At 38.2% G+C, this 14,836-nt stretch carries 12 protein-coding genes; all 12 read right to left on the bottom strand.

From position 1 onward, the window contains the following. Positions 1-247: 247 nt before the first annotated feature. The gene (gene galU / locus M028_RS0107945; RefSeq protein ID WP_026573438.1) at positions 248-1,138 is read right to left on the bottom strand and encodes a UTP--glucose-1-phosphate uridylyltransferase GalU; all 891 of its coding nucleotides are present in this window, start codon (positions 1,136-1,138) and stop codon (positions 248-250) included. Positions 1,139-1,166: 28 nt separating this feature from the next. Next, a complete protein-coding gene (gene tuaH, locus M028_RS0107940) occupies positions 1,167-2,324 on the bottom strand; it encodes a teichuronic acid biosynthesis protein TuaH (protein ID WP_026573437.1) in 1,158 nt (385 codons plus the stop codon). Between the two features lie 16 nt (positions 2,325-2,340). Continuing rightward, positions 2,341-3,099 (bottom strand): teichuronic acid biosynthesis protein TuaG, encoded by a 759-nt coding sequence (gene tuaG / locus M028_RS0107935; protein ID WP_026573436.1) that lies wholly within the window; start codon positions 3,097-3,099, stop codon positions 2,341-2,343. A 167-nt stretch (positions 3,100-3,266) separates the two neighbouring features. After that, on the bottom strand, positions 3,267-3,953 hold the full coding sequence (locus M028_RS0107930) for a hypothetical protein (RefSeq protein WP_026573435.1): 687 nt from the start codon (positions 3,951-3,953) through the stop codon (positions 3,267-3,269). Further along, positions 3,937-5,298 (bottom strand): teichuronic acid biosynthesis protein TuaE, encoded by a 1,362-nt coding sequence (tuaE, locus tag M028_RS29625; protein ID WP_051590964.1) that lies wholly within the window; start codon positions 5,296-5,298, stop codon positions 3,937-3,939. The genes M028_RS0107930 and tuaE overlap by 17 nt, the downstream gene beginning before the upstream one ends. A gap of 65 nt (positions 5,299-5,363) precedes the next feature. Beyond that, positions 5,364-6,698 carry a UDP-glucose 6-dehydrogenase TuaD gene (gene tuaD, locus M028_RS0107920; RefSeq protein ID WP_026573434.1) on the bottom strand — a complete coding sequence of 445 codons (1,335 nt, stop codon included), beginning with the start codon at positions 6,696-6,698 and terminating at the stop codon, positions 5,364-5,366. An 18-nt stretch (positions 6,699-6,716) separates the two neighbouring features. After that, the gene (tuaC, locus tag M028_RS0107915) at positions 6,717-7,892 is read right to left on the bottom strand and encodes a teichuronic acid biosynthesis protein TuaC (RefSeq protein ID WP_026573433.1); all 1,176 of its coding nucleotides are present in this window, start codon (positions 7,890-7,892) and stop codon (positions 6,717-6,719) included. Between the two features lie 2 nt (positions 7,893-7,894). Beyond that, complete coding sequence (tuaB, locus tag M028_RS0107910) at positions 7,895-9,352, bottom strand: teichuronic acid biosynthesis protein TuaB (RefSeq protein WP_026573432.1); 1,458 nt, start codon at positions 9,350-9,352, stop codon at positions 7,895-7,897. Positions 9,353-9,370: 18 nt separating this feature from the next. Next, positions 9,371-9,988 (bottom strand): sugar transferase, encoded by a 618-nt coding sequence (locus M028_RS0107905; RefSeq protein ID WP_133337625.1) that lies wholly within the window; start codon positions 9,986-9,988, stop codon positions 9,371-9,373. Positions 9,989-10,305: 317 nt separating this feature from the next. Then, positions 10,306-10,827 carry a phosphatase PAP2 family protein gene (locus tag M028_RS0107900; RefSeq protein ID WP_035423961.1) on the bottom strand — a complete coding sequence of 174 codons (522 nt, stop codon included), beginning with the start codon at positions 10,825-10,827 and terminating at the stop codon, positions 10,306-10,308. Positions 10,828-10,889: 62 nt separating this feature from the next. Further along, a complete protein-coding gene (locus M028_RS29620; protein ID WP_051590963.1) occupies positions 10,890-11,513 on the bottom strand; it encodes a nucleotide sugar dehydrogenase in 624 nt (207 codons plus the stop codon). A gap of 177 nt (positions 11,514-11,690) precedes the next feature. Beyond that, positions 11,691-14,783, bottom strand: coding sequence for an efflux RND transporter permease subunit (locus M028_RS0107890; protein WP_026573429.1), 3,093 nt, complete (start codon positions 14,781-14,783; stop codon positions 11,691-11,693). Between the last annotated feature and the right edge of the window lie 53 nt (positions 14,784-14,836).

The following is a 14,836-nucleotide window of genomic DNA, read 5'->3' as shown; positions in this document are numbered from 1 at the left end:
ACATAACAGTATTAAGTTTATACCCTTTCTCACCAAACTTTCCATATGGAGGGATAATATGCATAATTTACTTAATGGTATGTTCGAATTATTTCTGGTGATTTGCTTTGGTAAGATTTTTTATTACTCCTTTTTTGCTCCCCGAAAAAAGCAGATCTAATGCAAATAATATTTAGCGTTGCTCTTTTTTTTTGCTCCAAAATAAAAAACCCTCCTATATGTAAGAGAGTTCATCCATTAAATTAAATTAATCGTTCGTAATCATTAAATTTTGCTTCATTAAAATTTCTTCTAAAAACGTCAATAATTCTGATCGCAGTTCATTCGTTTGAAGAGCCATCTCAATCGTTGTTTGAATGAACCCTAGTTTATCTCCTACATCAAATCTCTTTCCTTCAAATTCATAAGCAAAGACCCTTTGTATTTTGTTGAGCTGCTGAATAGCATCTGTTAACTGAATCTCACCACCAGCGCCTTCTTCTTGCTTATCTAGGAACATAAAAATTTCAGGAGTCAAAATATACCTACCCATTATGGCTAAATTAGAAGGAGCTGATCCTAAGGAAGGCTTCTCCACGAAATTCCTAACTTGATACAATAGACCATCTTGTTCTGATGGGTCAATAATCCCGTATCTAGAGGTTTCGCTTTCTAAAACGGTTTGAACGCCAATTACAGAGGTCTGAATTCTATTGTAAACATTGATCATTTGCTTCAAGCAGGGAGTTTCCGCTTGTACAATGTCATCCCCCAGCAAAACGGCAAATGGTTCATCTCCGATAAATTTACGTGCGCACCAGATGGCATGACCGAGTCCTTTTGGTTCTTTCTGCCGAATATAATGTAAATCAACTTTAGATGATTCCTTTACCTTTTCAAGAAGATCAAATTTCCCTTTTGTAACAAGGTTCTCTTCTAACTCAAAAGAGTTGTCAAAATGATCTTCAATTGCCCGTTTTCCTTTTCCCGTTACAATAATTATATCTTCAATTCCTGACTCCATTGCTTCCTCAACGATATATTGGATAGTTGGCTTGTCCACTATAGGAAGCATTTCCTTTGGCATAGCTTTCGTAGCCGGTAAAAATCTTGTACCCAATCCTGCCGCAGGAATAATAGCTTTACGAATTTGCTTCACTACTCTCACTCCTTTTCCAAAATAAAACCTAAACACAAGAAAGCATGCTTTCGAATACATCGCTCCAGTTTTTCGCTTTCGCTACCTGCTTACGAATAAGCATATTGTTATCTTGATTCTTATAACTTGCTAATTTTTCACATTCATAGATAAATTCACTTGGTTGATTGTTTTCTATATAGCTATAAACCGATTCTTGAACATACTTTTTGGTTGAAGGTAAATTAATCCCTACAACCGGTTTACCTGCTGCCAGAAATTCAAATAATTTCAACGGGAATACGGCCTGATTGTATTGGGAGGGTTTATATGGCATGATCCCAATGTCGATTAAATTCATATATTTCGGAACATCAGCAGGAGAAACACTGCCGGTCCATAATACGTTCTGTTCCGTTAGTAACTTTTTAAAATCAGAATCTTGATTTGTTCCATCTGGACCTACGAACAAAAATAGCCACTCCCGCTTTTTTCTTGCCACTTGCTGGATTAGCTCAAAATCAAGCTTCGGTTTAATTCCCCCGATAAATCCCAAAACAGTGCCATTAAAGTTTTCCGGAAGAACATGTTCAACTTGAGTATGTTCGCTTGCAAATAGCTCGAATTCAACTCCATTTTCAAATGTAAAGACTTTTTGAGTCGAACCTGTTTTTTCTATCATTTGATCACGTAAATATTCAGAAGTGCAAAAGATGGTATCGGCCCTCTGAATAATCCGATTTTCTGCTTTTGCAATAATGTTCTGTCTAAGAGTAGATACGACTGAACTTTTCCCGTTCATGGGTGAAGCCCATAAATCACTGCAATCATATATGACCCTGTCCCATGGAAACAGATCTGAAAGTAATGGGAAACCGGGAAAGGTGTACCAAAGATTGATCATATACTGTCCTTTGAATTTTTTTAAATAGGAAAGGAAAGGGAGCAATTTTGATTTATAGAATCCATCCATATAGCGTCCAAACCGAAACATCTTATTTGGCAGCAAATCTTGTACCGACCATTGTCCGATTCCGTTTGGCAGTGTTTTTGCAGAAACTTCCTTACGATTTGGGCTTGGACAAACCCAAATCACTTCTTTCGTATCCGGTTGTTGTTGCAAAAATTCTGCAAGTCGATGTCTTCGATAACGGAGCCCATCATTTTCCCATTCCCCTGTTGCTACCACAATATGAATTTTTTCCATTTATCCAAAACCTCTTTTATATTCTTTTAACTACTGCATGATAAGCATAATGAGAGAAACACCAAAATGCTTTAAGAAAATTCAACTTCTCAATCTTGCGATACACAAACCAATTCATCTTGGCAGCTTTCCATTTGTTTTTTGAAATCGAGGGATTTCCAATTCGATACTCAGCTAAATTTTCATTTAATCCATAGGCTTTAAATCCCTTTTTTAAAATCGCAAGCCACATTGCCAAATCCTGCCTTGTTCGAATATTGGGCATTTGAATTCGGCCTACTTTACGGCGATCAATCATGACCGTTAGACATCCGATAATTGTATTCTTTAACATATCCTCATAGGTAATTTTTTCTGGTGCTGGTACGTATTTATTCAAACGAACACCATCATTATTAATAAATTCGTACCCAGTGAAAGTGAAAGCATAGTCATTTTTCTGCATAAAGGTTAGCTGGCGCTCTAATTTATCTGGTTTCCAACAATCATCACTATCTAAAAAAGCAACATATCTTGCTTGTGCATGCTGTAAGGCAAGATTTCTGGCGATCGCAGCACCACTATTTTCTTTTGAAAAAATAACTCGTATTCTTTCATCCTCTTCAGCATAACGGTTTAATATATCCGGTGTTTCGTCAGTTGAGCAATCATCGACAATAATCATTTCCCAATTTTGATAAGTCTGCATTAAAACAGAATCGATTGTTTTATCGATAAATTTGCTGGCATTATACGACGGGGTAATAATGGAAATAGTTGGCTGCTTTTGAATCATAAGGTTATCCTCCTTTTATCCCGCATTAACGGGCAGTAAGCCCCCCACTTCAAGGGTTAGCGGAAACAGGAAGCATAAGTGGGGGTCAACTGCCCGTACAAAGCCCGATTGGTTCAACTAACAATCAGTGGTGGATGAAAAAAACCCCCACTGATTGAAGTTTCACTTTATTCTGACTGTCCCCGAACCAGTTCAGGAATCAAAACCCAAGCACAAGCGAGTGTAATTCCAATTAAAATCCCTGCTACCGCTCGTTCCTTTGAGTTGAGGGCTTTATTGTCCGTCATTACCTCTCTTGGATCTGAAGATTCTAGTAATGACGCCGGTTTAATTTCAAAAAGTGTCGTTTTCAGTTCATTAAGAAAGCGTTGTTGGTCAACTATTGTATCTTCGCTGACCTTCTCCTGGCTTAATGATTGAATGGAATCTTGAGTGATTTCCTTTTTTTCTTGAAAACTTATTTTATCCATCTTCAAAAATGCCGTTGAAATTTGGTTTATTACTTCAGTTGCATTCTCTTTTGGAGAATCTGTATAAGAAAGTTTAATGATTTTATCCGTTACAGCCGTTACTTGTAATTTGCTTAAAATCTCAGCCCGTTCCTCATTCGATAGATCTGATAAATTATCTAGATAGAAAGGAGGGTTAGTTAATAAAATCATTACATTTTTGGAATTATTTAATTCATCATAATCATAACTCCCTAAAGAAAGCGTCGCTTCGGCAGTATACGTGGTTGCTTCTTTCCCAACAGGAAGTAACCATCCCACCAATCCGAGAACAATTGGAATTGCTATTAAAATTAAAAGATATTTTTTACTTCTTTGCGCCAGTCTATTAACGATTAATTCCATTCCGAAGCTTACTCCTTCGCTTATTTTCACTCTTAATTTTTCTATTTTTGTTGTTATATACATTTACCGTAGCAATGACAAACCCCAGGAAAACCCAATGGAAATATAGATTGCTTACGGAGCTCGGACTAATACTGGAAATAAGGAAGGCAATTTGCCCAATCATGCATGCTTCAATGATTCCTTTTTCCTTTTCATCCCTCGTTTTTTTGAAGGCTTTATAAAGGCAACAAAATAGATAAACATACATAAAGAGATAACCTAAAAATATAATAATTCCGAAATTACCTAAAATTTCCATCAGCCAATTATGCACTTCAACAACATGGTTGGTGTCGTAAATAGCTTCATTTTTCAAGTAGTATGGAATATTGCCCGCCCCTACACCAAATCCAAATGTATCTAATATAAAGTGGAAGGCATTTTTCAATAAATTCAGCCTTACTACATTCGATGAATGCCCATCATTCGCTGCAATGATATTTGACACCTTGTTGAAAAAAAACACGGAACAAAGAACCATTGCAATCAAACCAATGTTCAATGTCACCTTCTTTAAATAGGAAGGCAGGTGGATAAATAAATAGAAAATCAAACCTACGAAGACCCCTAGCAAACTAGCTCGTGATTCAGTTAAATAAATGATATAAACACATAACAATCCAAGTAATATTGTTGAAGTTTTAATCCACACATTCCGACTATTTTTTGCTGCCGCTGCATAAAAAGAAAACGAGATAGTAAGAAACGTTGCAAAGTCGTTTTGATTAAAAAACACCGCAGTTGGATAAGACAACTTATATTCCGGCCCTCCATACAACGTTGAGCTTGGGAGCTGAATATGAGTAAAATGATTGATTAAGCCAATACACAATAGAATCAGCGTCATGAATAGCCATATTCCATAAAAAACGAGCAATCTAGATATTTTTGTGAACGTAAACACTGCCAAAAAGACAAATAAGATACCCGTCCCCAGCAGGAATAAATACTTAATCCCATCAACGTATGATTTCGCCCATAAAAGCGAAACGGTTCCGTAAACAAGCCAAAACATCAAAAAGTGCAGAACCTCTTTTACTTTTATTTGCTTCCAATATTGTGAGAGGTTCTTTTCTTTTACAATGGAAACAATGAAGAGAGTCGCCGCAGAGATCAATATCAATCGATATAAAAACAAACTAAAAAAACCAAAATGAATACTTAATACAGACTGGTTGAGAAAGGTGGTCGCTACTAATAAAAACATCACACCACAAAACAGCCGGTTCGTTTCTACATAAGGTCTTACCATTAGGAAAGCTGGCGTACCAACTCCACGTGCAACACTGTTATTACCTTCCATAAAACCTTTTTCTCCCTTTTATCTCGATCTTGTCACAAAATAAAATCTTTTCATTTGAAAAACTCCTAAAGTGACTTTGACGCGGCAGTTTTCTGTCGAACTTCCGGCCTCCCAACTGAAAGATAGGTGAAACCAAGATCTTTCATCGTTTCCAAATCAAAGACATTTCTTCCGTCTACAATAAGCGGCTGTTTCATTAATTCCTTTACTTTGATTAAATCCAAGTCTTTGACATCCTGCCAATCGGTTAAAATCACGCAGGCATCGCTATTTTGAATCGATTCATATATGTTCTCAGAATAGGCACACTGGTATCCCAGCTGCTTTTTCGTTTCCTTAATGGCAATCGGATCGAAAGCCTGGAGATTTGCCCCATGAACAGCTAAATATGGAATAATGTCTATTGCCGGTGAAGATCTGATATCATCTGTATTTGGTTTAAAGGCCAATCCTAAAATACTAATCGTCTTCCCTTTTAAGGTTCCTAAAGCATTCTCGAGTTTTTTCACTAATTGGACCCGCTGTCCCTCATTCGTTTCAATTACAGACTTAATTAAATTAAATTCATATCCACACTCTTTCGCGATATGTAGAAGAGCTGATGTATCTTTTGGGAAACAAGATCCGCCAAAGCCTACTCCTGCCTGTAAAAATTTATTGCCGATTCGGCTGTCTAACCCAATACCTTCCGAAACCTTGGTGACATCAGCCCCGACACGCTCACAAATATTAGCAATATCATTAATAAATGAGATCTTTGTAGCTAAAAATGCATTTGCCGCATATTTTATTAATTCCGCTGTTTCCAAAGAAGCTTTTACGATATTGGATGTAAAGGGCTGGTGCAGCTCTGCAATAATTTGAAACGCCTTTTCACTGGTTGCGCCAATTACCGCACGTTCCATATTCATGGAATCCTTAATGGCATCACCTTCACGTAAAAATTCAGGATTCGCTACAATATCAAAAGGAATCTGTTCATAGGAATGTTCTTGGATGACAGATTTTATCAGTTTCCCCGTACCAACAGGCACTGTACTTTTCGTAACAATTACCTTATAACCATTTAAATTTTCACCAATGGTTTTGGCCACCTGTTTAATATAGGTAAGATCTGCTTTTCCCGACGATGTCATGGGAGTTCCTACCGCAATGTAGATGACCTCGGCTTCTTGAATGGCTTGGGTAATTTGATAGGTAAAATGAAGAGTGCCCCTTTTTACATTTTTATCGACAAGTTCTTTTAATCCAGGCTCATAAATCGGCATAACGCCTTGCAGGAGATCATTAATTTTCATTTGATTAATATCACAGCAAGTAACCTGGTTGCCGGCTTCCGCAAAGCATGTGCCCGATACAAGACCTACATAACCTGTTCCAATCACCGTAACTTTCTTCAATTTCCATCATCCTTCCATTTAATTTAATAGGTTTCTATAATTCTCTTTCAGTTGTATTGCGTTCTTATGGGAATAATAATTTTGTTGTACCTGCTCATAGAGATCCAGCAGAATTTTTGGTGAATATAGACTGCGGTTTAATACATCCTGAATTCTCTGTACTAGACTTGATACAGACTTCGGCTCAATTAATAGATCACGATGTTCACCAAATAATTCCGGGACACCGCCCACAGCTGTACAGATAACAGGGATTTTTAAAGCAATGGCTTCAAGTACTACAGTCGGCATTCCTTCCGTATAGGATGGAAGGGCAAATAAATCACTAGCAAATAAGTAATCTCTCACACTTTCATTTGCAACCTGCCCCGTTATGAAAAGCCTGCTATTGAATTCCGGATTCCGGCTTAATTTATCTTTAGCGGGACCGTCCCCTACGAAGACAATGGCGACTTCATTTGATAGAAACTTAAGCGTCTGGGCAAGTTCAAATACACCTTTTGCTTCCGTTAACCTGCCAACAAATGTAATAATCTTTTTATCCTCAGGGAGCCCAAGCATCCGTCTCATTTGCTGCTTGGTTTGTTCCGGCTGCTGAAATTGGGAAAGATCAATCCCAATTGGGAGTACAGCACTTTCCCTGCCTGCCAGCTCCTTCGTTTTCCTTTGTAAATTTTCGGCAACTGTTAAAACCGAATCTGCCATATTGACTGATTGAAGAAATGCCTTTTTTGCACTAGAGCTGTAATGCGGATATACGTTTACATCACTACCGTGTAACGTTAAAATCCATGGCAGACCTTTTTCAGAGGCAACAATTCTTGCTGCCCCGCCAGATGGCATCGCAAAATGAGCATGAATTAAATCCGGAGCAAGACCATAATCTTCTATGGTCTTCAGAACTGCTGCCGCAATCCGCCTGTCTGGCTGCGCCCATCTAAGCTGTCCGGGCAGTGCTAAATAATTTGGCCGATAAACCTTCACTCCATTTCGCTCATAGACCGCAGGGATTTGTTTATTGGCCTTATCGGCTTTACGAAAATTCCGAATAAATGTCAGACTGCGTGGAACCGGGCTAATGACCGTAACCTCTACTCCCAAACGGTGTAACGCCTGCACCTGCGTTTCATGAAAGACGCCGCTCCCTGGCTGACAACCACTTGGATACACACTTGTAATCCATAATGCTTTCATTCTTATCGCCCTCTAGCTAGTTTATTTACAATCCTCAAGAAGTAATTTGGATACACTTTTAACAAAAGCAGCAAGTATACTCCAGCACTAAATCCTACTGAAATCGTTAACGGCAAAATGGCAGTTGCTTGAAAATACAAAGCGCTAAATACTTTCGTAACATACGCAATGGCTGTTATTAGAATCGAGAATAACAGTGGAACCATAATGGTTTTCAGATAATGCTTCCATTGCAGCTGGATTAACCATGTTAATAACCACCTTCCAATTAGAAAGTTCACGATGCTTACCATTACATAAGTCCAAGCAACGACCTTCAAGCTGTTCGATGCAACGGCAAAATTTAACGATAAGCCATAAAGAACTAGCACACCAAGGTCCCAATAAAACGCAATATTGGCTTTGCCTTTTGCAAGAATAATAGAGCCATTCGGGTTCATCAAAACCCGAAGAATGCCGACGATCGACATAATTTGCAAAATCGGAACAGCATCCAGCCATTTTTCACCAAATATGGCAGGAATAAAAACATTTGAAACTGCCGTTAGCCCCATTAAAAGCGGAAAAGTAACAAGACTTAAAAGCTTTGTCATGTGTAAGAAACCATCATTTAAAGCAGTATGACTTTGTTGATTTTTTGAAAAAACGGGAAAGGCCACCCTTGTAATAACGGGATTGATTTTCAATACCGGAATCGTAACGATTTGATAAACAAGGTTATAAACCCCCAATGCTTCTGCCCCCATAAACCTACCGATTAAAATCACATCGATATTTGATCCAATTCGGTTCACGATTCTTGAAAACAGCTGAAAGGCTCCAAATGAGAGAAAGCTTCTGCATTCTGAAAGATCAAATACCAATGAAGGTCGCCATACCCGTTGGTAACAGATAAAGTAAAGAATCCCTTTAAGCCCATAAAGCACTACTTGAGATATGACAAAGGCTTTTATGGGAGAAATCATAAAAATGAGGATGACAAGCGTAAAAAAAGAGATTATCGTTGCCGCTGCCTCAATTGCACCAAGCATGTTAAACCGTAATTCTTTTTGCATTAAATATTGGCTTTGCTGTCCAATGGGAGCGATCAGAAACATCATCGCAAGAATCTTAATAAGATCCGTTAGATCCTTGCGATGAAAGTAGTTAGCCAAAAACGGGCTTGTAAAGAAAAGCACTAAACAAACTCCAAGCCCCATCATCAGATTTAGCCAAAATAAAGTTGATAATGTCCTTTTATGGACCTCTTCCTTTTGGATGACGGCAGAACCAAGCCCCAAATCCAATACAATTTGTGCAAATACCACAATGGTAGTCAGCATGCCAACCAGGCCAAATTGGGATATACTCATAATTTTTCCAAGGATAGCAAACTGAAAGATTTGAATCCCTGTAATAAGTAGAGTAGAAATTCCTGTCCACTTTATCCCTTTATGCAGTTCTCTTCTAATTGCGGACATCTGTCTCCCCTGCCTCCATTACCGTGCACCTTCACCTGTAAAAACCACTCTAAAAGTTTTCAAGATAATTTTTATTTCAAGTGAAAACGAAAGATTTTGTATGTATTTCAAATCATATTGAAGCTTTTCTCTTGGGGAAATGTCATATCCCCCGCTAATTTGGGCTAGTCCTGTCAGCCCCGGTTTCACCAGCAGCCTATTGGAGAATCCTTTAATTTCCCGCTCAAATTGTTCGGTGAAACAAGGCCTTTCGGGTCTTGGACCTATAATCGACATATCCCCTTTTAAGACAGAAATAAATTGTGGAAGTTCGTCAATCCTAGTTTTTCGAATAAACGCTCCGACTTTTGTAACGCGCGGATCGTTTACCTCAGCCCACTTAGCCCCCTCTTTTTCAGCATCTATGGTCATCGATCGCAACTTGATCATGTTGAATATTTTTCCGTTTTTCCCCATTCTTTCTTGGACATAAAACGGGGAACCAGTTGTTTCTAGAACAATAAGGATGGCAAAAACAACAACAATCGGTAATGCGAAAATGATCCCTATTACAGCAAAGAAAACGTCTAAAGCTCTTTTTAAATAAAGATATTGCTCCGCTTCCTTCGATAAAAGCAGTTTAGGGGTTTGGGTCATAGTGTAATCATGGAAAAGATTTAAGCTTCTTTGTGTATTCACAATTAAACCCACCTTCAAAGATTATTTAATTCATTAAGCGGCCCGTTATGAAAGATTATAAGGAGGGAATTTAGAGGACTCGTTGAGCTGGGATTAAGAGTTAGTGAACAATTGTGAATCTTCGTTAAAATTGTTAATTTTTTGTAAAGAGAGTTACAAATAATAGGTAAAATAACCCATGTAAAATAAAAACCATCTGGATTTCTTAAAAGCCAGATGGTTTAGAAGGTGATTTCTATTTAATGTATTTCCAAAGGAATTTAGTAAGAGTACTTTCAAAAAAGGAGTATAAAAAAACTTATAACACCTGTTAAACTTCCAAGGATGCCACCTGCAAATACGTCTGAAGGATAGTGTAGACCCAAGTAAATCCTAGATACACCTACACAAGTTGCTAACGGAATAAGGACAATAGCTAATGGAGGAACAAAAATTATATATGGGGTGACAACCGCAAATATCGCAGTTGTATGACCCGAAGGAAAAGAATGGTCTTGTAATGGGTTATCAGGAAACTTTGTTTTTTCAATCATTAAATAGGGTCTTTTTCGCGGGAACATATGCTTCACAATTTGAACAGGTATGTGACTTGCTGATAATGCAACTGCACTAGAAATAGCAATCAGTCTTGTCTCTCTTGGTGATAAAATCAGCAGGAGGAAAGTAGAAATGATGGTAAATTCCGCTCCTCCAAGGTGTGTAATGGCACGAAAAAAAAGATTTAATAGCTTCTTATCAAAATGACGATTTACCTTTTGAAATATTCTACATTCAAATCCATAAAACACATGCAACATTCTGCTCATAATCCATTCCCCTTTTAACCGTTATCATTCTATCTCTACTCTACTGTTTAACATTAAATCGCATATTTCATCATTTCTGCACTTAGGATGTCCGTGATGATGGTTGGGATTTTTAATGGTTCATAAATTTGTTTTATCATTGATGCAGACTCATGGTTATCAGCCCCAATTACAATTCGTTCACCATAGAAGAAATCGTTAATGGCCGATCCCTTTCGAAGAAAATCTGGATTCGATACTACATCACAACGAAGATTAGGAGGTTTGCTTCTGTCGATGATTTTATTAATTAAATCATTCGTTCCTATTGGAACGGTGCTAATTATACACAAAACCACATTATTTTCGATAAAATGGGCAATCGTATTTGAAACTACATGTATGTTTCTTAGATCAACAAAATCGTCTTGTTTATTTTTTGTTCCGACTGCAATAAAAATGACTTCAGTATCTGAATAAGCTTGATAAGGGCTCATTGTAAAATGTAGATTTCCGTTATTAAGATTTTTTTCTAAAAGAGGATCAAGCCCAGGCTCATTAATTGGAGTACGACCGTTTTGAAGCAAGTCAATTTTCTTTTTTTGTATGTCTATGCATGTCACCTGATGGCCTAATTCTGCTAATCCAGCGCTAGTTACTAATCCAACTAATCCTGCACCTGCAACGGTAATCTTCATCCAATCCCTCCAAACGTTTATTTATCTTTATTGTATTTGATTTTAGGGGATTTTTTCTAAACCTGGTGTAAAAGGATTGTAAATAAAATGTAAATAAAACGAATGAAAAAAAATCCCTGAATTTTGTATTTCAGGGATTAAACAATTCCTATACTTCACTTGTATAATTTACTGATTTCAAGAAATTAATTGCTCCTCTTTCCTATACGATACAGAAGAACCTATTCGCAGTTGATGCAACCAGCGATAACAAATTGGGATCATAAATAAACTGATAAAAGTCGAACTAATCATTCCTCCGACAACGACAATTCCAAGCGTTTGAGAGATCACTGAATCTGACCTCGAGGAAAATGCAAGTGGGAGCAGGGTTAAAACCGTTGTGAGTGCCGTTGTCAGGATCGGTCTTACCCGAGACAGTGTTCCTTGTAAAATCGCTTCTTCTAGTTTCATCCCACTTGCTAAATTCCTTTCAATTTTATCTACAAGGACAATTCCGTTTGTAACAACAATTCCTGTTAGCATCAAGAGTCCCACTAGTGCAGCCAGATTCCATTCCAATCTAAACATAAACATACCAATCACTGAACCGATAAACGCGAATGGAATACAAAGTAATACCGATAGCGGCGCTTTCCATCCTCGAAAAACAGCACTAATGATGATCAATACAAGTAATATGGAGAAGAATAAAGCGAGTGCCATTTCATACATCATTTCATATACCTGCTGCGGTGCACCTGCGAAAGAATAGTGAATCCCCTCTGGCAACGAAATCTTCTTAAGCGTGGTTTTAACCTCCTTCGTCACTTTTCCAATATCACTTGAAATGATATTGGCCGTAACAACTGCATTCGGTTTTCCATCCTTCTCTTCGATCACGGATGAACCTGAAGGGATAAGAATTGCAAGCTGATCTAATGTTACTTCTTGTCCGTCCCTAGTCTGAAATCTCTCCCCACCCATAAAAGAAAAAATATCTTTCCCGGTACTTTTTTGCACATCGGAATGAATCACAATTGGAAAAGTATTTTGGTTAATGGAGATTACTCCTTTTGTTCCTTCGGCGGTATATTGCTGGATTCGAGTTAATACATCGTTCAGTTTAATACCATATTTTTCAATTGCCTTACGATTCAGTGTAACTTCATACTGAGTGATTTGATTTTCTCCATCGGCAACCCCTTGTATAGAGAGACCCGGTACAAGCTTAAGCTGGTTTCGTATCGTTTGCGCCATTGTTTCCAATGTTTGACTATCCGATCCCGTAAGATTAATCTTTAATTGCGAATCATCGCCGGCAATACTTTGATTTGAAACTGTGTAAACGGCTTTACTAGATAGAGAGTTTAATTGTTTCTGTAATGCCGGCATAAGGGTATTCACGTCAATATTTTTCTTAACTGTTATCGACAAATTCGCAATATTTGGCTTCTGTATCCATCCGCCTCCTGCATCAAAAACGTCATCGGATTGAGGCGTAAAAGATGAACCTAACCCAGAAGAGAATGAATCTACTTTAGGATTTTCTGTCAATAAAGCCTCCAATCTTTTCACTTCTGCATCAACCTCAGTTAATGCAGTATTTTGCGGCATTTCCACTTGAATTCCCAGTTGACCTGTACGATACGTCGTTGGTAAAAAATTGACTGGAAGAAAAGCTGCTCCCACAGATGTGAGCAAAAATAATGCCAGCGTGATCAGTGCTACTTTCCCCTTTTGTTTGAACACCCATGTGAAAATTTTATGTCCAAATGGTTCTAGATTATCTTTTACGGCAACAGGTTTTCCCCGCCAAAAAAGATGATAAAGAGCCGGAACCACCATGATAGAAACAAACAAGGAAATCACTAATGCAATGACAACCGACCAAGCAAACCCGGAAAATGCCGCACTCACCATGCCGCCAATTAGGGCGATTGGGAGATAAACCGCAATGGTTGTAGCCGTTGACGAGACAATCGCAGGAATCATTTCGGAAACAGCGCTCGTTAACAAATGAACGCTATTTTTCTCTTTTTTCTCAAATACTTTTCGGTTCATATTATCAAGGACGACAATCGAGTCATCGACCACTCTGCCCATCGCAACAATAAGTCCTGATACGGTAAGCAGATTAAGACTAATTCCCATTGTTTTTAATAAGCCGGTTGTGGCTAATAAACAGATGGGTAATGAAATAGCAATTAATAGTGTTGAACGTATTTTACGGAAAAATAGAAAAACACATATTACCGAGAATAAGCAACCTAACAACCCTTCTTTTATGAGACCTTTTAACGATGAATTGATCTGTTCTCCTTGATCAAATTGAATAGCAAGTTGTACATCCTTATTTTTCAATGCCGGAATATCCTTTATTCTGCTTTTAATGTGATCGGATACATTTGTAATATTGGATGAAGGTGTTTTCAAAATGTCTAAAAGAACACTAGGTTTTCCGTCCGTTCTTGAAATCGTCTGCAAATTGACAATCGAATTTGAGATGTCAGCTACAGAAGATAGAGGGACAGTTTTGCCTTCATGAGAATGGATAGGAAGCTGCATCAAGTCTTGTCCCGTCAACCTCCAACCTGAAACTTGGATGGGTATAGAAGTTTGTAGGTTTGACACCTGGCCCTCCAGTCCAGTTGTATAATTTTCTTCAAGTGACTGTTTTATGTCAGCAATAGATATACCTGATTTCTTTAAATCGTCCGTACGAAGATGAACCGCATAGCCCGCCATTCCACCACCGGAAACAAGAACATCTTTAACACCGGGAACAGTTTTTAAGCGATTGACAATATCTTCTTGAATGGCTGTTCGGAGTGTATTTTCCGTAATATTGTCAGAAGAACTCATTAGACTTATTCTCATGATTGGAAGAGAGTGGGTACTTAGTCTGGTCACTAACGGTTTTTCGATACCTGCCGGAAGTGAGGTCCTTTCTAAAGCTCTCGATACCTGTTCCTCAGCATTTTTCATATCAAAATTCATCGGAAAGTTGAGACTGACCAGTGATCCGCCATTAAAAGAATTTGTCTCAATATCTTGCAGGCCGTCCACTACCCGTACAGCCTGTTGGATTGGCTCCAAAATCTTTGCTCTTACTTGCTGTGCTTGGTAATTCTCTGCACGCACTGTGACCATCAAGGTTGGATTATTAATTTCGGGAAGATAATCCCGTTGAATATGTATGGCGGACATCCCACCCCAAACGAGGATTAAGACGATTAAGGTTACAATCAGAACGGCACGTTTTATTGTTTCATCTATAATTCGGCCCATTTTACTTTTCTCCGTGCAAGGCTGCCGGAAAAGTCCCCCCTTTTTTGACTAAA

It is taken from the genome of Bacillus sp. UNC438CL73TsuS30 (assembly GCF_000482325.1).
GTDB lineage: Bacteria > Bacillota > Bacilli > Bacillales > Cytobacillaceae > Neobacillus.
This window is presented reverse-complemented; position numbering and strand designations above follow the sequence as displayed.

Bases quoted from the DNA above. Each gene is read 5' to 3' on its own strand.
- M028_RS0107890 (WP_026573429.1), bottom strand. From the start codon at position 14,783: ATGGGCCGAATTATAGATGAAACAATAAAACGTGCCGTTCTGATTGTA.
- M028_RS29620 (WP_051590963.1), bottom strand. From the start codon at position 11,513: ATGAAGATTACCGTTGCAGGTGCAGGATTAGTTGGATTAGTAACTAGC.
- tuaH (WP_026573437.1), bottom strand. From the start codon at position 2,324: ATGGAAAAAATTCATATTGTGGTAGCAACAGGGGAATGGGAAAATGAT.
- M028_RS0107900 (WP_035423961.1), bottom strand. From the start codon at position 10,827: ATGTTGCATGTGTTTTATGGATTTGAATGTAGAATATTTCAAAAGGTA.
- tuaB (WP_026573432.1), bottom strand. From the start codon at position 9,352: ATGTCCGCAATTAGAAGAGAACTGCATAAAGGGATAAAGTGGACAGGA.
- tuaE (WP_051590964.1), bottom strand. From the start codon at position 5,298: ATGGAAGGTAATAACAGTGTTGCACGTGGAGTTGGTACGCCAGCTTTC.
- M028_RS0107930 (WP_026573435.1), bottom strand. From the start codon at position 3,953: ATGGAATTAATCGTTAATAGACTGGCGCAAAGAAGTAAAAAATATCTT.
- M028_RS0107905 (WP_133337625.1), bottom strand. From the start codon at position 9,988: ATGACCCAAACCCCTAAACTGCTTTTATCGAAGGAAGCGGAGCAATAT.
- tuaC (WP_026573433.1), bottom strand. From the start codon at position 7,892: ATGAAAGCATTATGGATTACAAGTGTGTATCCAAGTGGTTGTCAGCCA.
- tuaG (WP_026573436.1), bottom strand. From the start codon at position 3,099: ATGATTCAAAAGCAGCCAACTATTTCCATTATTACCCCGTCGTATAAT.